Here is a 21,733-nt window from a genome sequence, read left to right as displayed (position 1 = left end):
GCAAAAACAGGAGTTAAGGATGACGGCTTCCCTGCTTAAAGATGGATTCCCTTCGGCCCACCGCACCGCGCGTCAGCGGATTGAAAGCAGTATCGATCTGCGTAAGTTGTTCTTTGCCATTGATAGCAACCCGGCGCTGATTGGCGCGGCGGTGGTGTATATCGATGACATGTTTAACGTGGTGGTACTGCGCGAGTTTCAGGCGATTTGCAGTGTGCGACCGATCAAGGTCGTGCTGCGTGAGGCGCCGAAGTATGTGGGGCCGGTGGAGTTCAAGCGGATGTTGGAGCATGAGCCTCGCGAGTCGGAATGGGTGGCTGAAGCGCTTGGCACGGCGGTGACCTGCACGGGGGCGATACTGAGTTGGATAGTCGTTACCAGTGGCGTGATGGCGATGCCCTTTACGGCGGGGACGAGTGCGATAATTACGTTTATCGGCAAGGCTGCTCTGGCTGCCAGCATGACCCAATGCGCCATCGGGTTAGGACGAACCAGTGTAGAAGCGTTCGCGCCCCAATACCTTGATCGTCTGGATAATGAAACCTGGTATCAGGCCGTTGTTACGACGCTGGATGCCATTGCATTACTTGGCGTCGCCACTTCTGCCTTGACCACAATCAAAACAGTGAACACAGCACAGAGAGTCACTGGCAAACCTCTCAAACAAATACTCAAAGGTCTGAACCGGCAAGAACGAGCGAGACTGAATGATGAATTGCTCAGGCTTCGTGACCCTCGATTAACCCTAAAAATCCTCAAGGTGGAACAAGCCGCCGGCGTATTACCAAAACGAATCAGTGCCACAGAAATGCAACTTGCTACCGCCAATCACATCAGAGACGCCTTGGCTGCAACCCCGGGGTTCGCGAGCAGCTCGATGCCAGGAAATATCAAGACGTGGGCTATTGGTATCTACGAGGAAGTCAGCCAGTGAGCAAGCGCGTACCCAAAAAAGGCCTTAGCGAATCCGGAATGGATGAAATATATGAAGATCGCAAAGCCCTGACCTCTGAGGATCGCGCTTACGCATATTTCTATTTTGAGAACCCGCGAACGTTCAGGAGACGCTACGCGCTAGTGATTGGCGCCGATCTACTTGCCGGCTGTTTCACGATTGCGATGACTGCCGTCTTACTGTTGGTGACCTTTCTCTCAAGACTTCCGGAAGACCTTGCAATCAAGATCTTTTTTTTCGGCAGCGTTACAACAGGCTTCGTCCTCTTTTTTTCAAAAGCTCAGGTCACCTATGGTCGAGTCCGCTTGGTATGGATCAGTGTTAGCATTTACGTAATTTGCTTACTGATATCCCTACCCGCAATTGCGTACCGCCCGCCGCTTTTTCTCTATGCTATGTCACTGCTTAGCCCGCTGACCGGCCTGCTGATCCTCAACAGCAACCGCTGCCGCGAACTGCGCCACAAGATGGTAGAAATCCGCCGCAAGCGCGAAGTCATCATCGCCACCCTGAAAAAACAAGGCCGCTGGAAAGGGTGGTGAGCGCCCTGCCAGCTACATTCGCTCAACCTCCATCAAGCCACGTTCTGCAACCGCCACAACAACTGCTCGCCACTCATTGCCTGTGCATACACATAACCCTGGCCCACCCTGCAGCCCATCGCCAGCAATTGCCGCTGCTGCTCCCGGGTTTCGATGCCTTCCACCACCACGGTCATGCCCAGGCTGTCGCCCAGCGCCAGGGTGCTGTGGATCACTGCGCGGCAACGTGGGTCGGCGGTCATGCCGCGCACAAACTCGGCATCCAGCTTGATCTCGTTGAACGGCAGCTGACACAGGCGTTGCAAGGATGAATACCCGGCGCCGAAGTCATCCAGAGACAGGTTGCAACCGAGCAAGCGCAAACGCATCAGGCACGCCAGGCTGCTCGCCGAGGCTTCCAGCAGGCCGCTTTCGGTCAGCTCGAACGTTACGCTGGAACGCGGTGCCTGGAACGGGGCCATGACGTCTTCGATCTTGCGGCTCAACCCGCCCTGAGCCAGTTGCTGAGCGTGCAGGTTGAACGCCAGGTTCAAGGCCATGCCGCTTGCCCTGACGTGTTGTTGCAGGGTCAAGGCCTGGTGCATCTGCGCAAACAACAAGTCGTCGAGCAGCCCGCCACGCTCCAGCACCGGCATGAAGGCCATTGCAGGTAACAGACCATAGAGCGGGTGCTGCCAGCGGCTCAACACTTCCACGCCGGTCATCGCGTTGGTCCACAGACTGAATTTGGGTTGGTAGTACGCGTGCAGCTGGCCGGCCGCTAATGCGTCGCACACTTGCGTTTGAGTAAACAATGGCAGCTCAGGCGAAATCGCAGGCGCTACGTCCCCAACAGGCTGATGACGATGCACGACCTCTTCGAGCTGAGTGAGGGTCGCCAGCTTGTCGACATGGCCCAGCAAACGCACGCCGAGCAAGCGGGTGAACTGTTGCAGGGCCTGGTTGATTCCGGGCGGCGGGTGGCCGCTGACAATCACGCCATGCAGCCACCCTCGTTGCGCAGCATGTTGCAAAAACTCCAGTCCATCCATGCCGGACATGGACAAGTCGCACAGCACGACATCAACCCCACCCACGCTTTCCAGGAGGGCCAAGGCTTCAATGGCATGCGTCGCCTCAATCACCGCATGCCCCAACCGTTCGAACTGGCTCACGACGACGGCGCGCGCAGAGGCGTGTTCCTCAAGGATCAGGACGCGTAAAGGCTGGCTCATCATTGCCGTGGGCTCGTTGACGGTGGAGTCAACGATTGTCTAAAAACGCCTTGCAAAAACGAGAATGACTAATCCTCTATGGATGTAGGATATTTCTCAAAATATCAGCAACAGGCCAAAGGCAGCCGATCTGTTGAACGACATCCGCCGCTCGGCTGGCGGGAGAACGTGCGTTGCTACGAGCTGTGGCCAGCGATCTCAAGCAGCCATGGCCGTTGATGGGGGTAAGGGCAGCGGCCAATCGTCACCGAGGCTGGATGTGTCAAGATACTCGGTTCACAAGCCTACTGGCCACCACGCGCTCAGTCATCCTGGATAACGGATCAGGCTGTTCTGGCCGCAATCGCCTCCACTTCCACCAGCGCCCCCGGCAACGGCAATGCCACCACCTGCAACGCCGTGCGCGTGGGCTTGTTCGGTTGCTCGGGCGTGGCGAAGAACTGCGTGTAACCACGTTGCAACCCGGCAAAGTCGAGCTTGCCATCGGTCTCTTCGGCCCCTACCAGAAACACGCGCAATTGCACGATATCGCCCAGGTCCAGGTCTTGCTGCTGGAGGATCTTGCGCAGTTTGTTGAACACCGACACCGTCTGCACTTCGGTGTTGCCGTAAACCCCAGGCACATTCGGGTCGACCAGATCGGGCAAGGTGCCGCTGACGAAAATCAGGCTGGCCGAGGCCGGTACGGTGACGGTTTGCGAGATGGGAAAATCGCCGACGCTGGTGCGTTGAATGCTGTCGCTCATGGTGATGCTCCTCAGGAGGCGGCGAGTGCCGCACGCTGTTGTTGTTGTTGGGTAATGCGCTCAGCCAGTTGCGCAATCACATGGCGCGCAGAGTTGGCCGCCGATTCCTGCCAGATGCCTACGCCGCTTTGCACCAGGCCGTCGCCGGCGAAGTACACGCGGCCGTGGGCCTGCTCGAGCAAGGCACTGGCATCGGCCGGGAAGTGTTCGCGTTGCAGCCATGGGCCTTCGCTGTAGGGGATCTGTTCCCAGGACACCGCCAGCGGGTGGCGCAAGTGTTTTGAATAACCCGGATGCAGCAGCTCCACGGCTTCTTTGGACGTGGCGTACTGCTGGTCGAACGGCTTGGCGCCAAACACGTCGGCGCCCTCCCCGGTCACGTAGCCGGCTACCAGCAAGCCGTCGCGGGTGTTGAGGTCGTTGCTGGGGTACCACAGCAGGCGCGCCGGGTGTTCGATCCACGACAGGCCACCATAGGTGCGGTAGTCGGTTTCCCAGAAGCGCGGCGATTGCCACGCCACTTTGGTCGCCTGATCGCTGCGGGTGCTGAGCAAGGCAGCTTTGACCGGGTCGCTGAAGTCGGTGTCGAGTTTGGCCAGCAGCGGCAACGGCAAGGTCGAGACCAGGTAATCGGCACGCACCACCTGTTCGCGGCCGCTGAGCTGGTCGTGGTAGGTCACCGCCACGCCGTCTTCAAGCTGGCGGATCTGCCGCACCTGGGCACCCAGTTGCACGTGCTCGCGCACGCGTTGGTAGAAGGCGTCGGTGATGCGGTCCATGCCGCCGACGGGTTGGAACATGGGGGCGGAAAATTCCGGGAATTCGGTGTGCAATAACGCGCCCCACAACTCCGGATGCAGCAGCCGGTCCAGCGCCAGCGGGCTACGGCTGGCGGGCAGCGCGCCGGGGTGGGCAGGCGACTCCAGGTGGCCGGAGCGCAGGCTGCCTTCAAACGCCAATTCCTGGGACAGGTCGCCATACACCTGCAAGAACGCCAGCAAACGCGTGCGCTCTTCACCGCTCAACACATCATCGAGGGCATCGCGCTGCACGGCTTTGGCCAGCAAGCCGGACAGATGCCCGCGCGTGTCATTGATCGCCTGGCCAACGGTAAACGCCGACTGTCGCAGATCGGGCCGCACCTGGGCGCCGTGGCTGCTGTTGACCAGCACTTCCAGCGGCACACCCAGTTCGCTGCAATAGTCGAGAAGCGTGCGGTGCTGGCTCGGAATCCTGGCGGGGCCGGCGTTGAAATACAGGCCTTTATCAAACGCTACGGTTTGCGTGCGGCCGTCCTTGTAGTCCACGCGATCGCCATTACGCAGGGTCCAGGTGCGCCCGCCCACGCGGTTGCGGGCCTCCAGTACTTGCACGCTGAAGCCGGCGCGACTCAATTCCAGAGCCGTCACCAACCCGGCAATCCCGGCGCCCAGCACCAGTATACGAGTGCCCTGCCCCAAACCAGGCTTGAGTTTCAGCGGCTGCGGGCGTCGATGTGACGACGGCCCCAACCCCAATACCGCCAGTGCATCCTTGACGGCCTTTTCACCGCCTACAGCGGCGATGCTCGACAGCGCTTCACGGCGTGTCAGTCCCATGTCGATTCTCCTAATCCGGCAGGCCCGGTGGGTTGATCAGCGATGTGTCGACGCGCTCGATGTCCAGGCCCCAGCGTTGCAGCACCTGTTCGTATTGGCCGCCGGCAATCGCACCTTGCAGGGCGGTGTGAATCGGCTGGATCAGGCCGTTGTCCTTGCGGGTGGTCACGGCAATATCCGCCTTCAACGGCCAGCCGCCGTTCACCGTGCCCACCAGTTTGATGCCACCGGTGACCGCCGCCGAGTAGGCATACACCGAGTTGGGCCCGAACAGCGCATCGCTGCGACCGGACTGCACCGCCAGTTGCGCGGCGGCCTGGTCGTCGATGTATTGCAAAAGCGCGGGCTTGATACCGGCCTTTTCATTGGCCTCGTTCCAGGCCAGCAGGACCTTCTCCTGGTTGGTGCCGGAGCCGACGATGATCTTCAGCCCGGCAATGTCGGCGGCCTGTTTGATCTCGGTGATTTTGTTGGTGCTCTTGACGTAAAAGCCGAGCACATCCTGGCGATAGGTGGCGAAGTCAAAACGCTTCTTGCGCGCCTCGGTCACGGTGACGTTGCTGATCACCGCGTCGTACTTGCCGGAGCTGACGCCCAGCGGCCAATCTTCCCAACTGGTCTGCACCACATTGAGTTGCAGACCGAGGCTGTCGGCCACCAGCTGCGCGGTATCGGCTTCGCTGCCGATGGTGGTCTTGTCGTCGTTGGCCAACAGCGCCAGCGGCGGCCCGGCCACGCCGGACACGGCGACGGTGAATTTGCCAGGCTGGGCGAACTTGAAGCCCGGCGGGATCTGCGCGATCGCCGCTTCATTGCGCGGCACATGGATGCGTACGCGGTCGGGGCTGAAATCCACCGGTTGCACGGCAAAAGCCTGTTGCGCAGTACTCACGGCAAGCGTCAGCAACGCCACGCGGGCAGTATTGATGAACATGGGCAGTCACTCCTTGAACTAAAGCACCTTGCCCAGAAAGGCCACGGTGCGAGGATGTCGGGGTTGGCGAAAAATCTGTTCGGGCGGGCCTTCTTCGATCAATTGGCCGTCACACAGGAACACCACGTGGTCGGCCACCTCACGGGCAAACCCGATTTCGTGGGTGACGATCACCAGGGTCACGCCCAACTGGGTCAGGCCCTTGATCACGTCGAGCACTTCGCCCACCAGTTCCGGGTCGAGGGCTGAGGTGGGTTCATCGAACAGCAGCACTTTGGGGTCCAGCGCCAGGGCGCGGGCGATAGCCACACGCTGTTGCTGGCCGCCGGAGAGCTGGCGTGGGTAGGCATCGACTTTGTCGGCCAGGCCGACCTTGGCCAGCAGCTCGGAGGCCTTGGCCTGCGCCTCGGCCTTGCTCCAGCGCTTGTGGGCCAGTGGCGCCTCGGCGACGTTTTCCCAGGCGGTGAGGTGCGGGAACAGGTTGAAGTTCTGGAACACAAAACCCACGTCGATGCGACGCTTGAGAATCTCGCGCTCTTTCAATTCGTAGAGCAGGTCACCCTTGCGCCGATAGCCGACGTATTCACCGTCGATGGTGATGTGCCCGCTGTCGATTTTTTCCAGGTGGTTGATGGTGCGCAGCAAGGTGGATTTGCCCGAGCCGGACGGCCCGAGAATCACCGTGACCTTGCCTGGGTCGATGGTCAGGTCGATGTCTTTCAACACCTGCTGGTTGCCAAAGCGTTTGCCCACGCCCTGGATCTGAATGCGCCCGGCGCGTGCTTCAGCCATGGGTTTTCTCCTTGAGCCAGCCGCGCAGGCGCTGCAGCGGTGTGGGCGGCAGCACCCGCGCCGTACCGCGCGCAAAGTGGCGCTCGACGTAGTATTGGGCGCTGGTCAGCACCGTGGTGATGATCAGGTACCACACGGTCGCCACCACCAGCAGCGGGATCACCGCCTGCGTGCGGTTGTAGATGACCTGCACGGTGTAGAACAGCTCCGGCAAGGCCAACACATAGACGATGGACGTGCCCTTGACCAAGCCGATGATTTCGTTGAAACCCGACGGCAAAATCGAGCGCAGCGCCTGGGGCAGGATGATGCGAAAAATCCGTCGCGAAGCCGGCAAACCAAGGGCCGCCGCCGCTTCGTGCTGGCCGGCGTCCACGCCGATTAAACCGCCGCGAATGATCTCCGCCGCGTAGGCGGCCTGCATCAGGCTCAGGCCCAACACCGCCACGGTGAATTGGCTGAGCACATCCACGGTCGACCACTCGGCGAACACCACGTTGGTGAACGGAACGCCGAGCACTATGTGGTCATACAGGTAGGCAAAGTTGTAGAGGATGATCAGCACCAGCAGCGCCGGCATCGAGCGGAAAAACCAGATATAGCCCCAGGCCAACGCCGCCAGCAATGGCGAGCCCGACAGCCGTGCCAGCGCCAATGCAGTGCCGAAGAGGATGCTGAACACGGTGCTGAGCAGCGTCAGCAGCAGCGTCTGGCCGAGGCCGCGCAGCACCGAGGCAGAAAAGAACCACTGGCCGAACACGCCCCACTCCCAACGCGGGTTGGTGGCCAGCGAGTGCACGATGGCGAGCAGCACCAGCGCGGCAAAGATCGACCCGGCCCAGCGCCACGGGTGGCGGGCGGGAACCACTTGCAGGGCCTTGATCGGCGTTGCGACGCGGCGCTGGCGAACCGGGCTGACCTCGTCGATCAGGTCATAGGATTTGGCGACAATGGGCATGTTCTATTCCTCGCGGGTTGCGGCCTTAGAAGGCGTAAGTCAGCCGGGTGTAGTAGTACCCGCCGGTAAAACCGTAGGGCGAATAAGTGCCGTAGCTGGCGAGCATGGTGCTGCTCGGCACGCCTTGTTTCTTGGGGTAAAGGTCGAACAGGTTCTTGGCGCCGACGGCGATGTTGAGGGCTTTGGTGAGGTTGTAGCCAAGGTCGAGGTCGGTGATCCATTTGGCGCTGTAGACGCGGTCGAGGCTGCGGTCGGCAGAGACGTTGACCTCTTTGTAAGAGCCGTAGCGGGTCAGGGCCAGGTTGAGGTTGAAGCGGTCGATGCTCCAATCGCCGCCGAGGATGAGTTTGGTCTTGGGCTGCACATCGGTGATCAGGCCACGGGCCTGGCGGTCCATCAGGTCATAGGGCGTGCCGAGGATGTCGGTGGAGGCCTTGTAGTTGAGGATCTTGGTCTGGTTCCAGTTGAACGCGGCGGTCCACTTCAATGCGCCGAACTGGCCGAGGTCCTGGTTGTAGTTGCTGACCAGATCCACGCCCTTGGTGCGGGTGTCGGCGCCGTTGATAAAGTACTGGCCGCCGGAGGTGGAGTTGATGCCGTTGCTTTGCAGTACCTGGGTGACTTCGGGGCCGAGCAAGGTGCCGGTCAGGGTGATGCGGTCGCGCAGGTTGATCACGTAGGCATCGGCGGTGAAGTTCAGGCGGTCGGTGGGCGTGAGGGTGAAGCCCAGGCTGAAGTTGGTCGAGCGCTCGGGTTTCAACTCCTGGGCGCCGAGGGCCTTGGCCGCCGCCGAACCCACCGGCAATACGCCGTAGTTGATCGACTGATACACGCCGTCGACCACGCCATAAGTAGTGGAGCGCGCGCTGAACAGGCTGTTGGCCAGGGACGGCGCGCGGAAGCCATTGCTGACGGTGGCGCGCACGGCAAATTGCGGGGTGAAATCGTAGCGCGTGGTCAGCTTGCCGCTGCGGGTGGCGCCGACGCCTTCGTTGTAATGCTCGTAGCGAAAGGCCGTGCCGATGTACCAGTCCGGCAGCGGGTTGAAGCCCACATCGACGTAACTGGCGAGGCTGTTGCGCGAGGCGCTGCTTTCTTCATCCGGCGAAATGCCGTTGGTGACTTGCGCCCCGGATGACGCGCAGTTGCCCGGCGCCACGCAGTAGCCGCCATTGGCATAGGACGCGTAGTCACCGGCCTGCACCTCATAGGTGTCGCGCCGATGCTCGAAACCGTAGGACAGGTCCAACGGTTTTTGCAGACCCACATCAAAGCCACGTTTGAAGTCGAGGTTGGTGGTCAGCTCGGTGGAAATCCAGGTGCCGGAGGTGAAGCTGTTGGGCGTGTACTCGCCCAGCGACGGGTTCTGGTTGTGGGTGGTGCCCTGCTCCGCCTCGTTGCGCCCGTAGGTGGTGGACAAGTCCCAGTCCCACGCACCGACGGTGCCTTTGCCGCCGAACGCGGCCTGGAAATCGTCCTCGTCGATGTACCAGGTCGGCGTGTACCCCGCCGGGTAGCCATTCGGCCCGGTGGTGATGGTGTTGGTGATGGTCGGCAGGCGGTAGTTCTGCCCCTGCTCGGCCTTGCGTCGCGAGTAGGTGGTGAAGGAATACAGGCTGAGGCTGTCATCAATCGGCAGCTCGGCGTTGTAGCCCAGGGTCAGCAGGTTGGTCTTGGGCGTGCCGTAACCGCCGTAGGTCGATCTGCCGGCCTGGTTGTAGGCTTGCTCATAGGTGTAGCCGTTGGCGCTGGCTTTGTTGTCGTCATTCTGGCTGCGGGCATCCAGGGCCAATTGCACGACGCCGCCGTTGCCGATTTCAAACCCCTTGTTGAGGCTTTGTTGCACGGTTTGCTTCTTGCCGTCATAGCCCTGGCCGACGTTGGTGACGGCGGTGCCGCTGGTATCGGCCTTGAGGATCACATTGATGACCCCGGCGATGGCATCCGAGCCGTACTGGGCGGCAGCGCCATCGCGCAGCACTTCCACATGGTCGATGGCGCTGATGGGGATCAGATCCAGGTCAGCCGGTGCCGCGCCGGTGTTGATGCCATTGATGTTCAGCGTGGCGCTGGTGTGGCGACGTTTGCCGTTGACCAGCACCAGCACTTCGGCGGCGCTCAAGCCGCGCAGGTTGGGGGCACGGGCAATGCCGCTGGCGTCCCAGCCGGTTTTTTCCGGCAGGGTCAGCGACGGGATCACCGCGCTCAAGGCTTCCATCAAGCCCGGCTTGCCGGTGCTTTGCAGTTGCTTGGCGCTGACCACGTCGATCGGCACCGGGCTGCTGGTGACGGTGCGCTGCTCGGCGCCACGGTTGCCGGTGACCACCACGGTGGACAGGGTGCTGTCGTCCTGGGCGGATGCAGTGCCGGCCAACAGGGCCAGCGTGAGTGCGGCGGTGGGGGGTAAAACTTGCTTCATGACCACTCCAGGCTTTCCGAATCGCGAAGTCGGGCAGTCGCGCGGGCGGGCGCGGTGCTCGTTTTTCAGGGTGCAGCTGCGAGGGGGAACTAGGTGTGGAGTGAGCGAGGGTTTTGAATTGGCAACATACGTTGAACTCCCTTCCAACGATTCTGCCGCGGGGTCTTTACCCGGTTATGGCGCGCAGAATCTGAATCACGCTGGGTACCATCCGAGGTCAGGGGTAGGCTGTTGCGATCAAACATAACGGAATGGATTTCAAAAATATAATGCTATTTGGGAATAAGCTAATATTCTATACTTTCATTATTAGCGAATAACTTTATTCATATAAATAATGTTTTGACCGCATCAGATGTGGCTGCGGGTGCTTTTTTCCACCAGGCACATTGGCGTGCCGGAAACCGGCTCCTGCAGGATCTGCACTTGCACGTCGAACACCTGGCGCATCAGCTCGGCACTGATCACCTGGGCGGGCGCGCCATCGGCGACCAACTTGCCGGCGTGCATCACCGCCAGATGGTCGGCGTAGCGGCAGGCCTGGTTGATATCGTGCAGTACGGTGATCACGGTTTTGCCCTCGGCGGCCAGTTCGCCCATCAGGTCGAGCAGTTCGACCTGATGGCTGATGTCGAGGTAAGTGGTGGGCTCGTCGAGCAGCAACACTGGCGCGTTTTGCGCCAGCACCATGGCCAGCCAGGCACGCTGGCGCTGGCCGCCGGACAAATCCGCCAACGCGCGGTCGGCGAGGTTGTCCAGCTCCAGGCGCTGCATGGCTTGTGTCACCTGGGCTTGATCATTGCCACTCAGGCGCCCCCACAACGCGTTATGCGGGCTGCGGCCGTAGGCGACCAACTGGCGCACGCTGACACCTTCCGGCACCGGCAACACCTGCGGTAAAAATGCGACCTGCCGCGCCAGTTGGCGCGCGGACAAGCTGGCGTAGGCGTGGCCATCCAGGGTCAACTCGCCCTGGGTCGGCTTGAGGATGCGCGCAAACGCCTTGAGCAACGTCGACTTGCCACAGCCGTTAGGGCCGATCAGCGCGGTGACGCGACCTGTCGGCGGTGCGAACGAAAGGCCCTGCACAATGCGCGTGGCGCCGTAGCCGATATCGAGTTGGTGTGCCTGCAAAATACTCATGTCATCAACCCTTGAACCGTGCCAGCAACCAAAGAAAATACGGCGCACCAATCACCGCCGTAAGCACGCCCGCCGGGATCTCGCTGGGCGCGATCAACGTGCGTCCAAGCGTGTCGGCCAGCACCAGCAATAACGCGCCAATCAACATCGCAGCCGGCAGCAGGTACTGGTGATGCCCACCCACCAGGCGCCGCGCCATGTGCGGTGCGACCAGGCCGATAAAACCAATCGGCCCGATCACGCCGACACCCAGGCTGGTGAGCAGCACCGCACAGGCCATCGCCCACCAGCGGGTGCGGCCAAGCGCAGTGCCCAGGCTGTGGGCGGCCTCATCGCCCAGCGCGATCAGGTTCAGGGGTTTGGCCAGGCACAGGCCCAGCGGGATCAACAGCAGAAACGGCAGCACCAGCGCCACATGGTGCCAATTACGGCTCCACAAACTGCCCGTCAGCGCGAGCAACGCGGTGTTGATGTCCAACGGATGGGACAGGATCAAAAACTCGGTGACGCTGGACAAGGTCACCGCAATCGCCACCCCCGACAGCGCAAAACGCACCCCGGAAAAACTCACGCCGGTGTTGTACAGCGCCAGCAGCAAGGCCCCACCGGCGCCGCCCAGGCAGGCCACCAGTGGCAGCCAGGCAATCGGCAGGTGTGGCCAGCTGATGATCGCCACGGTCAGCGCCAGCCCGGCGCCCTGGGTCACGCCGAGAATCTCCGGCGAGGCCAGCGGGTTGCGGATCACGCCCTGCACAATCGCACCGGCCAGGCCGAAGGCGCAGCCGGCCAGAATGGCGATCAGGCTGCGCGGCAGGCGGTGGTTCCACACTTCAAAATCGAGGGCGTCGTGGGCCAGCAGGCGCTCCAGCACGGTGGCGGGTTTGAGCCACACCGTACCGGCGCTGAGGCTCGCCAGCAGTGCCACAAGCAGCAAGCCCAGCAGCAGCCATAAGCGCAATCGTGGCCGCATCATAGGGTGCGCCTGGCAAGAAACAGGAAGAACGGTGCGCCGATCAATGCAGTGACCACGCCCGCCGGGGTTTCCACTGGAAAGGCCACCGCGCGACTGAGCAAGTCGGCGCCCAACACGATCACCGCGCCCAACGCCGCACTGAGCGGGATCAGCCAGCGGTAGTCGTTACCGAGAAACTGGCGAATGATATTCGGCGCGATCAGCCCGACAAAGCCAATGGGGCCGACCGCGCACACGCTGGCGCCCACCAGCAGCAAGCTGGCGACAAACACCTGCAAGCGCAGGCTGGCAATACCGACGCCCAACGAGCGTGCGGCGTCTTCGCCGAGGTTGATCAGGTTCAGCCGCGGCGCACACCACAGCGCCCACACGCCGCCGATCAGCGTGCACGGCCAGAGCAGTTGCACCTGGGCCGCACCGACATTGGCCAGCGACCCGGCCAGCCAGTTCAGCACGCTTTGGGCCTGGGCCTCGACCAGAATCACCGTGAGCCGGGTCAAGGCCGCGCACAACGCCGCAACCGCCACACCGGCCAACACCAGCCGACCTTGCGCGGTGGTCGGCGACCACGCGCCGCCCAGGCTGAACACCGTGACCCAGGCCAGCGCACCGCCCAGGCAGGTCATCAACAGGGCGCCACCGGCAAAGGGCGGCGCGACCAACCCGGTGGAAAACAAGGCCAATCCCAATGCCGCGCCGGCCGTTACGCCAAACAATGAAGGCGATGCCAAGCGGTTGCGGGTGATGCCTTGCATCAGTGCACCGGCCAGCCCCAGGCAGGCACCGACCAATGCCGCGCACAACGCACGCGGCACACGCAGCTGCGCCACGATATAGGCCATATTGCCGCCCACGCTGCCCTGGTGAACCAGGCCGTTCCAGGCATCCATCGCGGTGATAGTGAACGGCGACCAGCTGTACAGCGAGTACCAGAACAACACGGCACCCAGCAGCACAATGCCTGCCGCCGCGAAACTGCGCTGCACGGTTATTGGCTCAATACGGCTTTGCCGCCCTTGAGAATCGCCAGGGTGTCTTCAGCGATTTGCTCCGATGCCAATACACCTCGGTTACGCGCCCAACTGTCGCCATCGACCTCGGCCACTTGATGATTGCGCACCGCACCGAGCACTTGCCACAACGGCTGCTTGCTCCAGGTGTCGACGATGCTTGGGCGGCGATAGTGACCGACCAGCAACCAGCCAGGGTCAAGCGCGAGCAATTGTTCCAGGCTGACAAATTCAGTCGGCGCGGCCTTTGCGCGTACCAAAGGCACTTTCAGGCCGATGGCTTGCAGCACGCTGCCAGCGTAGGAGTCGGGCCCGTGCACGGAAAAACTGTCTTCACGGGCAACCCCGAACAACACGCTGGCACCTGCCGGAATCTGCTTGGCAATCGCCTGCAAGTGCTCCCGGTTCTGGGCGATGCGCGCGTGCATCTGCGGGCTTTTGCCCAAGGCCGTGCCGATCAGTTCGGCGGATTTAAGGCTGCCTTCGTAATCTTCCCCACGTGATGGCAGCAATAAGGTCGGCGCGATGCTCGCCAAGTCGCTGTACAACGCTTGATGACGATTGAGGTCGGCGATGATCAAGTCCGGCTTGAGCCGGGCGATTTCTTCGATGCTCGGTTGCGAACGCAGGCCCACCGACGTCCATTGGCCGATGGCCTGGCGCACACGTGGCAGTACGCGGTTGGCATCGCCATCGTCCGCAGCACCGACCGGCGTGACGTCGACGGCGGCGAGGCTGTCGAGAAAGGAGAACTCCAGCACCACCACGCGCTTGGGCGCATCCGGCAGGTGCACCGCGTGCTGTCCGTCATTAAGGTCGATGGGCGCGGCGTTCAACACGCTGGAAGACAACGCCAGGAGGCAGGCGGCAAGAGTCGGGATGGAGCGCAGCATTCGCATGACAAGGACCTCGGCGTTAAAACACCCCGGCTGGACGGGCTGGGGAAAACGGCGGGTACTATTCCATATTGAGGCGATGCAATCAAAAAACATTCTTATTAACGCGGCGAGTCCCGTGGTGTGTGCTGGCCCATGTGGTCAGGGCTGTGTGGGAGCTGGCTTGTGTGGGAGCTGGCTTGCCTGCGATAGCATCGACCGGGTCTTACTGACAGACCGAGGTGCCTGTATCGCAGGCAAGCCAGCTCCCACATTGGTCTTCCCCGGATGATCGTTGCGTTTAGAAATCCACCGTGGCCGACAGCAAATAGGTACGCGGCGTTGACAGGGTAAGCCCCGGTTCACTGTCATCCGAAGCACCGGCCGAGCTCCAATAGCGTTTATCAGCGACGTTCTCGACATTCGCCCGCAAGGTGATGTGCTTATCGTCGACCTTGAACGCATAGCGCGCACCGACGTCAAGGTGGGTCCAGGCATCGATCTCCTTGACGTTGGACTGGTCCAGGTACTGCGAGCTGGAATAGATACCACGGCTGGTCAGGGTCAGGCCTTCCACCGTCGGCACATCCCATTCGGCGCCCAGGTTGACGTTGTACTTGGGCGTGGCCGGCGCGCGGTTGCCGTCGAAAGTACCGTTGGTGGTGTGGGTCAGTTCGCTGTCGATCACCATCACGCCACCCAGCAGGCGTACGCCCTTGAGCGGCTCGCCGAACACGCTCAGTTCCACACCGTCGTTCTGGCGTTTGCCATTGGGGCCGAACACCCGCGTAGTGGCGTTAGTTTCGTAGGCCGGCTGCTTGATACGGAACACCGCTGCCGTCACGGCAAACGCGCCGGCGTCGTATTTGGCGCCTACTTCAACCTGGCGGCTGACAAACGGCGGGAATATTTCATCTTCGTTGATCGAGGTCGACGGCGCGATTTTGCCTTGGCTCAGGCCTTCCATGTAGTTGGCGTACAGCGACAGTTTGTCGGTGGCTTTAAACAGGATGCCGCCGGAGGGCGAGACTTTTTCCTCATCGTAGGCCGTAGCGCCTTTGACGTTGTCGGTCCAGTCATCGACCTTGACCCGCTGCCAGCGCGCGCCAAGGGTCAGCAATAAACGCTCGTCGAAAAAACCCAGGGTATCGGACAGCGCCACGCCACTGAAGCGGTTCTCGGTGTAGACCTTGGAATCCAGGCGTGTTGGCCGTGAAGGGGTTGGGGTTTCTGCCGGGTTGTACAAGTTGCTCGGCGCCGCCGCGTAACGGGCGCCGCCGTTTTCAAAGTCCATGTAGAAGTAGCTGGCCGCCAGGTTGATCTCATGGCTGACCGGCCCGGTATGCAACCAACTGCGCACCCCAGCGGTGGCGGTGCGCACGTTTTCATCGCGGGTGAAATCCCGTGGCAATACGCTGAAATCCCCGGCGTTGTTGGTGACGGACACCGCGTGACGCAAGAAGTCGTGGTTGCTTTTACGCGCGCCGACGCCGCCATACAGCATGACGCTATCGCTGAGGTCGAACTCGCCGTTAACGGTGCCGAAGGTGTCATCGGTACGGGCTTTGCTCCAGGGCTGTGCGTAGTTATGCCGTACGTCGTTGGCGCTCGGCACCTTGGCATTGGCGCCGACTTGTACACGCTCTTGTGGCGCGTCGGTGTCGCGCTCGGTGTGGCCGATATCAGTGGAAAGGCGCAGGCGCTCGCCGCGAAAATCCAGGCCCAGCACGGCCATTTCACGGTCGACGCTCTGGTGATCCCATTCGGTATCGCCGGACTGCTTCACGCCGTTGAAACGGATGCCGAATTTGTTGTCCTCACCAAAGCGCCGCCCCACATCCACGGCGCCACCGGCCTGGCTGCCGGAGGCCCAGGTGCCGGTCAGCGAGGTGATGTCTTTGTCGGTGGCGCGCTTGGGCACCACGTTGATCCCGCCGCCCACACTGCCGCGCGGCGAGATGCCGTTGATCAACTGGCTCGGGCCTTTGAGGATGTCGACGCGCTCGGCCATTTCCATGTCGATGGTGTACGTCGGCAGTACGCCATAGAGGCCGTTGTAGGCCACATCACTGTTGAACAGGCTGAACCCGCGAATGGTGAACTGCTCGTAGCGCCCGCCCGCCGGGTTGGTGGCGCGCACCGACGGGTCGCTGGCGACCAAATCGCCGAGGGTACGCGCCTGTTGGTTCTTGACCGCCTCGGCGGTGTAGGTGGTCATGCTGAACGGGGTTTCCATAAAGTCCCGCGAGCCGAGCAGGCCTTGCGAGCCACGTCGCGCCACCTGGCCACCGGCGTAGGTATCGCCCTCGGCCAACCCAGTAGTGCCGACGATGGACGTGGGTGCCAATTGCAGGCTGCCGCTTTCCGGCACCGGCATCAGCCTGTAGGCCTGCGCGCCCATCGGTTGCAATTGCAGGCCCGAGCCCGTCAGCAACTGGGCAAAGCCCTCCTCCACGCCGTATTCACCCGACAAACCAGCGCTGCTGCGACCGCTGACCAGCGCCGGATCCACCGACAGGTTGACCCCGGCGAGGCCGGCGAAGCGCGTCAATGCGGCGCTCAGGCTACCGGCCGGCACCTGGTAACTGCGTCGGGCGGTGCTGTCTTCGGCATAGCTGAGCGGGACAAATAACGGGCTGGCACTGAGGCTCAGCATCAGGCTCAGGTTCAGCAACGGGCGCAAGCGCATGGGTCGGACTGCGGGCATGGGGAGAAGCTCTCGATTTTGTTCACTTGCCTGGAATGACAGGCGAGGCGCAAAAAAGGGACAGGGGTTAGCGATTTTTTCAGAAGATAAAGCCTTCGTCTTGCATAGAGGGCAACCATTGCTCACGATGTCGCCTGTTTTCAATCTCTGCATAAAGGCTTACCGCATGAAGCTATTGCGTAAATGGCGCGAAAAAAAAGCGCGCAAGGCAATACGCGCGCTCTCCCCACTGGAACGCTCTACGCAAAAACTGCGCAACCGCTATCCAAACTACAGCTTTGGCATAGGCACCTACGGCGATTTGAAGGTGCACGACTGGCATGAAGGCACCACCCTGCGTGTCGGCGCCTACACCTCGATTGCCGGCAATGTGGAAGTGTATTTGGGCGGCCATCATCGCACCGACTGGCTCAGTTGCTACCCCTTCCCGGCCAAGATGAAAAGCCTCGCGCACATTACCGACTTTGGTGGCAGCAAAGGCGACGTGATCATTGGCAATGATTGCTGGATCAGCTCCCACGCGAAGATTCTGTCGGGCGTGACGATCGGCAATGGCGCAGTCGTGGCGGCAGGCGCGATTGTGACCAAGGATGTGGCGCCTTACGCCATCGTCGGCGGCAACCCGGCCAAACATATCCGCTGGCGTTTTGATGAGCCGACTCGGCTGATCCTCGAGCAATCCGGCTGGTGGGACTGGCCGGAGGCGGAAGTGCGTGAGGTCGCGCATTTGCTGTGCAGTACCGATATTGGGCCGTTTGTGGAGTACCTCAGCCAGCGAGCGGGTTCGGCTGGCTGAAGCCTTCAGCGCTTGATCCAATCCAGATCCACCGCCCCTTGAATGCCATCAACCTGACCTTTGCTGCTGTGCTGCCACCAATGCCAGCTCTTGCCGTGGCTACGCCAGGTTTCGGGCACTGTCGGCTGCTTGGCATCCCAGTGGGCGATCCACAATGGGCACAGGCTGAAATCGTACTTGCGCCACGCCACGCGGTCAGCCCAGATGCTGGGTGACGTGTAGATGTAGGGATGCGCACCATCGAGCACCTGCGTGCTGAGCAGCGTTACCAGTTCGTGCAAAGCATCGGCCATCTGATCCGGGCTCGCCTCTTCGTTGCGCGAAGTTTCTACGTCAATGGCCAGGATGTGCTTCCCGACCTCGAAGTTGGCCTCGCAAAGCCGCTGCCGAATATTGGCCAGTTGTTCGCCAGGGGTACTGCTCAGTGCACGAAAGTAGTGGTAAACCCCCGCAGTCAAACCATTGGCCAGCATCCCGGCAAAGTTCGTCACAAACCGAGGGTCAGTGTAGGTGCCCCCTTCGGTCATCTTCACGATGGCATGGCTGACACCGGCTGACGCGACGCGACGCCAGTCGATCTCTCCCTGCCAGCGCGATACATCAATGCCACGTGCATGGGAGGTAGGGGTTTGCTGTTCACAACTCATGAGTTTCTCCAAGACGCTGGGTGCGTTATGCAACCTTTCATCTCGGATACTTTCATCCTCAAGCGCCGAAAAACCGTATATGTGTACTGCCTGCGCAGGGATATCTTGGGTATGGCAGAGGGGATAACGGTGAAGGATTGGGGCGCGGCCCAAAAAACGCGCACATGAAAAAGCCCAACCTTTTCAGATTGGGCTAAGTCATTGAATAATATGGTCGGGACGGAGTGATTCGAACACTCGACCCCTAGCACCCCATGCTAGTGCGCTACCGGACTGCGCTACGCCCCGACTAGGCGTGTTACTGGGTTTGCTTCGTAACGAAGCGATCCGGAATATACCGCAAGCTTTTGAAATGTGGAAGTATTTTAAAAGCTTGTATCACTTCTTCAACACCACCAGCACATCTTCGAGTTCGGAGATCATCTGGCGGATCAGTTGTTTGTATTGGGTGGTGTCGTCTTTGGCTTCATCACCGGACATACGCTGGCGCGCGCCACTGATGGTGAACCCCTGGTCGTACAGCAATGCACGGATCTGTCGGATCATCAGCACATCCTGGCGCTGATAATACCGACGGTTCCCGGTGCGTTTGACGGGGTTGAGTTGAGGAAACTCCTGCTCCCAATAGCGCAGCACGTGCGGTTTGACCGCACAGAGCTCGCTGACTTCACCAATGGTGAAGTAGCGTTTGCCTGGGATGACGGGTAGTTCGTCGTTATGACTTGGTTCCAGCATAAGCCTCAACTCGGGCCTTCAACTTCTGCCCTGGACGAAAGGTGACCACACGGCGAGCCGTGATCGGGATTTCTTCTCCCGTTTTTGGATTGCGGCCAGGCCGCTGGCGTTTGTCCCGCAGGTCAAAATTGCCGAAACCGGACAATTTGACCTGTTCGTTGTCTTCCAGAGCGTGCCGAATTTCTTCAAAGAACAGCTCGACCAATTCCTTGGCTTCGCGTTTGTTCAGACCCAACTCTTCGTACAGACGTTCCGCCATCTCAGCTTTCGTCAAAGCCCCCATACGTCACTTCCTTAACGTGGCGTTCAACCTTTGTTCGAGCGAGGTGAGGATATTTTGTGTCGTGGTATTCACCTCATCGTCATTAAGAGTGCGCGATGGATGCTGCCAGGTCAAGCCAACTGCAAGGCTTTTTCTATGCGGATCAATGCCTTTACCCTGATAGACGTCAAATAGCCTGAGGTCTGTCAGCCATTCCCCTGCATTTTCACGGATTACATCCAGAACGGCAGTGGCGGCCACTTCACGGTCGGCGATCAGCGCGAGGTCACGACGCACTTCAGGGAAGCGCGACAACTCGCTGAATTTAGGCATCTTGCCCGACGCCACTTCAGCCAGAACCAGCTCAAAAACGAATACCGGACGGTCCAGACCCAGGGTTTTCGACAGCTCCGGGTGGATGGCACCGACAAAACCCACCAAACGCCCTTCGCGCTCGATACGTGCAGTCTGGCCCGGGTGCAATGCCGGGTGGCTACCAGGCACAAACGTGAAGTCAGCCAGTGCACCGGCAAAGCCCAATACCGCTTCCACATCGGCTTTAACGTCGAAGAAGTCCACGCCATCGCGGCCCTGTGCCCAGCCTTCAGGCAGGCGGCTCCCGCAGACAACACCGGCCAGCATCGGCTCTTGCTTGAGGCCGTCGAGTTGGCCGACAAAACGCAGGCCGCTTTCGAACATGCGCACGCGGTCTTGCTGACGGTTCAGGTTATGGGACAGTGCCTTAACCAGACCCGGCCACAGCGACGAACGCATGGCAGCCATGTCATTGGAGATCGGGTTGGCCAGCAGCAACGGCTCAACACCTGGATTGAACAGCTCAAACTGCTTTGGATCGATGAAGCTGTAAGTCACCGCTTCCTGGTAGCCACGGGCAACCAGCAGGCGACGCAATTCTGGCAGGTGCGCACGCGCTTCGGCCTTGGGTTGCGGTGCCAGGCGCGCTTGCGGGTAACGAACCGGCAGGCGGTTGTAGCCGTACAGGCGGGCCAGCTCTTCGATCAGGTCGACTTCCAGGCTGATGTCGAAACGATGGCTTGGCACTTCTACGTGCCACTGCCCTTCCCCACCGGCGGAAATACCCAGGCCGAGTGCGGACAACAGCTGTTCGATCTGCGCAGGTTCAATCACCAGGCCAAGCATTTGCTCGACGCTTTTGGCGCGCAGGGTAATCGGTGCGATCGACGGCAGGAACTGCTCGTTGACGGTCTCGGTGATCGGGCCGGCTTCGCCGCCGGTGATTTCCAGCAGCAGGCCAGTGGCGCGCTCCATGGCTTCACGGGCCAGCTTCCAGTCCACACCACGCTCGTAGCGGTGCGAGGCATCGGTGTGCAGGCCGTAGGAACGGGCCTTGCCAGCGATGGCGATCTGGTCGAAGAATGCGCTCTCAAGGAAAATATCGCGGGTGGTTTCGGACACGCCGCTGTGCTCGCCACCCATCACGCCGGCAATCGCCAGGGCGCGGGAATGGTCGGCAATTACCAGGGTGTCGGCGCGCAGGCTGACTTCCTGGCCGTCGAGCAATACCAGCTTCTCGCCTTCTTCGGCCATGCGCACGCGAATGCCGCCATTGATTTCGGCGAGATCGAAGGCGTGCAGCGGTTGGCCCAGTTCGAGCATCACATAGTTGGTGATGTCCACGGCAGCATCGATGCTGCGCACGTCGGCGCGACGCAGGCGCTCAACCATCCACAGCGGGGTTGGCTTGGACAGGTCGACGTTACGGATCACACGACCCAGGTAACGTGGGCAGGCGTTTGGCGCCAGTACGTCGATAGGGCGCACTTCATCATGCACTGCAGCGACTGCGGCAACCACTGGGCGGGTAACCGGGGCGTTGTACAGCGCGCCCACTTCACGGGCCAGACCGGCGAGGGACAGGCAGTCACCCCGGTTCGGGGTCAGGTCGACCTCGATGCTGGCATCTTCCAGTTCCAGGTAAACGCGAATGTCCTGGCCCACTGGCGCATCGGCCGGCAGTTCCATCAGGCCATCGTTGCCCTCGCCGACTTGCAGCTCGGCCTGGGAGCACAGCATGCCGTTGGACTCAACGCCACGCAGCTTGGCTTTCTTGATCTTGAAGTCGCCCGGCAGTTCGGCGCCGATCATGGCAAACGGAATCTTCAGGCCCGGGCGCACGTTGGGCGCTCCGCACACGACCTGGAAGGTTTCCACGCCATTGCTGACCTGGCACACGCGCAGCTTGTCGGCATCGGGGTGCTGTTCGGTGCTCAGCACTTCACCCACTACCACACCGCTGAAAACACCGGCGGCCGGCGTGACGCTATCGACCTCAAGGCCGGCCATCGACAGACGAGCAACCAGCTCGTCGCGATCTACCTGCGGGCTTACCCAGCCACGCAGCCATTGTTCACTGAATTTCATCCTGCTCTCCTAAAGATTCGTTAC

The 21,733-nt window shown here is 61.1% G+C and carries 19 protein-coding genes and 1 tRNA gene; 3 read left to right on the top strand and 17 right to left on the bottom strand.

Features of this window, described 5'->3' with window-relative positions:
* Window positions 1-19 precede the first annotated feature (19 nt).
* Together QF043_RS09125 and QF043_RS09120 are read left to right on the top strand one after the other, a co-directional pair.
* Complete coding sequence (locus tag QF043_RS09125; RefSeq protein ID WP_307418237.1) at window positions 20-934, top strand: NAD synthetase; 915 nt, start codon at window positions 20-22, stop codon at window positions 932-934.
* Window positions 931-1,497, top strand: a complete 567-nt coding sequence (locus QF043_RS09120; RefSeq protein WP_307418236.1) for a hypothetical protein — start codon at window positions 931-933, stop codon at window positions 1,495-1,497. Before QF043_RS09125 ends, QF043_RS09120 begins: the two co-directional genes overlap by 4 nt.
* Before the next feature lie 32 nt (window positions 1,498-1,529).
* Here the strand turns inward: QF043_RS09120 and QF043_RS09115 are convergent, their stop codons facing one another.
* The 12 genes from QF043_RS09115 to QF043_RS09060 form a co-directional block, all read right to left on the bottom strand.
* Window positions 1,530-2,711: an EAL domain-containing protein gene (locus tag QF043_RS09115; RefSeq protein ID WP_307418235.1), complete on the bottom strand. Its 1,182-nt coding sequence runs from the start codon at window positions 2,709-2,711 to the stop codon at window positions 1,530-1,532.
* A gap of 323 nt (window positions 2,712-3,034) precedes the next feature.
* Window positions 3,035-3,457, bottom strand: coding sequence for a RidA family protein (locus tag QF043_RS09110; protein ID WP_065911881.1), 423 nt, complete (start codon window positions 3,455-3,457; stop codon window positions 3,035-3,037).
* A gap of 11 nt (window positions 3,458-3,468) precedes the next feature.
* Complete coding sequence (locus QF043_RS09105) at window positions 3,469-5,055, bottom strand: FAD-dependent oxidoreductase (protein WP_307418234.1); 1,587 nt, start codon at window positions 5,053-5,055, stop codon at window positions 3,469-3,471.
* Window positions 5,056-5,065: 10 nt separating this feature from the next.
* Window positions 5,066-5,989 carry an ABC transporter substrate-binding protein gene (locus tag QF043_RS09100; RefSeq protein ID WP_307418233.1) on the bottom strand — a complete coding sequence of 308 codons (924 nt, stop codon included), beginning with the start codon at window positions 5,987-5,989 and terminating at the stop codon, window positions 5,066-5,068.
* An 18-nt stretch (window positions 5,990-6,007) separates the two neighbouring features.
* Window positions 6,008-6,781 (bottom strand): amino acid ABC transporter ATP-binding protein, encoded by a 774-nt coding sequence (locus QF043_RS09095; RefSeq protein WP_307418232.1) that lies wholly within the window; start codon window positions 6,779-6,781, stop codon window positions 6,008-6,010.
* Window positions 6,774-7,739, bottom strand: coding sequence for an amino acid ABC transporter permease (locus QF043_RS09090; RefSeq protein ID WP_307418231.1), 966 nt, complete (start codon window positions 7,737-7,739; stop codon window positions 6,774-6,776). Before QF043_RS09090 ends, QF043_RS09095 begins: the two co-directional genes overlap by 8 nt.
* A 25-nt stretch (window positions 7,740-7,764) precedes the next feature.
* Window positions 7,765-10,158: a TonB-dependent siderophore receptor gene (locus QF043_RS09085; protein WP_307418230.1), complete on the bottom strand. Its 2,394-nt coding sequence runs from the start codon at window positions 10,156-10,158 to the stop codon at window positions 7,765-7,767.
* Window positions 10,159-10,509: 351 nt separating this feature from the next.
* Window positions 10,510-11,301 carry a Fe(3+) dicitrate ABC transporter ATP-binding protein FecE gene (gene fecE, locus QF043_RS09080; RefSeq protein ID WP_307418229.1) on the bottom strand — a complete coding sequence of 264 codons (792 nt, stop codon included), beginning with the start codon at window positions 11,299-11,301 and terminating at the stop codon, window positions 10,510-10,512.
* 4 nt (window positions 11,302-11,305) lie between these two features.
* On the bottom strand, window positions 11,306-12,274 hold the full coding sequence (locus QF043_RS09075; protein WP_307418228.1) for an iron ABC transporter permease: 969 nt from the start codon (window positions 12,272-12,274) through the stop codon (window positions 11,306-11,308).
* Window positions 12,271-13,260 (bottom strand): iron-dicitrate ABC transporter permease FecC, encoded by a 990-nt coding sequence (gene fecC, locus QF043_RS09070; RefSeq protein WP_307418227.1) that lies wholly within the window; start codon window positions 13,258-13,260, stop codon window positions 12,271-12,273. Before fecC ends, QF043_RS09075 begins: the two co-directional genes overlap by 4 nt.
* 2 nt (window positions 13,261-13,262) lie before the next feature.
* The gene (locus QF043_RS09065) at window positions 13,263-14,177 is read right to left on the bottom strand and encodes a Fe(3+) dicitrate ABC transporter substrate-binding protein FecB (protein WP_373460778.1); all 915 of its coding nucleotides are present in this window, start codon (window positions 14,175-14,177) and stop codon (window positions 13,263-13,265) included.
* A gap of 283 nt (window positions 14,178-14,460) precedes the next feature.
* Complete coding sequence (locus tag QF043_RS09060) at window positions 14,461-16,866, bottom strand: TonB-dependent receptor (RefSeq protein WP_307418225.1); 2,406 nt, start codon at window positions 16,864-16,866, stop codon at window positions 14,461-14,463.
* A 166-nt stretch (window positions 16,867-17,032) separates the two neighbouring features.
* On the opposite strand from QF043_RS09060, the gene QF043_RS09055 reads away from it, so the two are divergent.
* Complete coding sequence (locus QF043_RS09055; protein WP_307418224.1) at window positions 17,033-17,662, top strand: CatB-related O-acetyltransferase; 630 nt, start codon at window positions 17,033-17,035, stop codon at window positions 17,660-17,662.
* 5 nt (window positions 17,663-17,667) lie between these two features.
* Here the strand turns inward: QF043_RS09055 and QF043_RS09050 are convergent, their stop codons facing one another.
* The 5 genes from QF043_RS09050 to pheT all read right to left on the bottom strand — a co-directional run bounded on the left by QF043_RS09050 (window position 17,668) and on the right by pheT (window position 21,709).
* Window positions 17,668-18,309, bottom strand: coding sequence for a glycoside hydrolase family 25 protein (locus QF043_RS09050; protein WP_307418222.1), 642 nt, complete (start codon window positions 18,307-18,309; stop codon window positions 17,668-17,670).
* A 211-nt stretch (window positions 18,310-18,520) separates the two neighbouring features.
* Window positions 18,521-18,597 (bottom strand) — tRNA-Pro (locus QF043_RS09045).
* 90 nt (window positions 18,598-18,687) lie between these two features.
* Window positions 18,688-19,044 (bottom strand): MerR family transcriptional regulator, encoded by a 357-nt coding sequence (locus QF043_RS09040; RefSeq protein ID WP_003174972.1) that lies wholly within the window; start codon window positions 19,042-19,044, stop codon window positions 18,688-18,690.
* Window positions 19,025-19,327, bottom strand: coding sequence for an integration host factor subunit alpha (ihfA, locus tag QF043_RS09035; RefSeq protein ID WP_002553164.1), 303 nt, complete (start codon window positions 19,325-19,327; stop codon window positions 19,025-19,027). Before ihfA ends, QF043_RS09040 begins: the two co-directional genes overlap by 20 nt.
* A gap of 3 nt (window positions 19,328-19,330) precedes the next feature.
* The gene (gene pheT / locus QF043_RS09030; protein WP_307418221.1) at window positions 19,331-21,709 is read right to left on the bottom strand and encodes a phenylalanine--tRNA ligase subunit beta; all 2,379 of its coding nucleotides are present in this window, start codon (window positions 21,707-21,709) and stop codon (window positions 19,331-19,333) included.
* Between the last annotated feature and the right edge of the window lie 24 nt (window positions 21,710-21,733).

The organism is Pseudomonas sp. W3I7, assembly GCF_030816095.1.
Taxonomy (GTDB): domain Bacteria; phylum Pseudomonadota; class Gammaproteobacteria; order Pseudomonadales; family Pseudomonadaceae; genus Aquipseudomonas; species Aquipseudomonas salomonii.
This window is presented reverse-complemented; position numbering and strand designations above follow the sequence as displayed.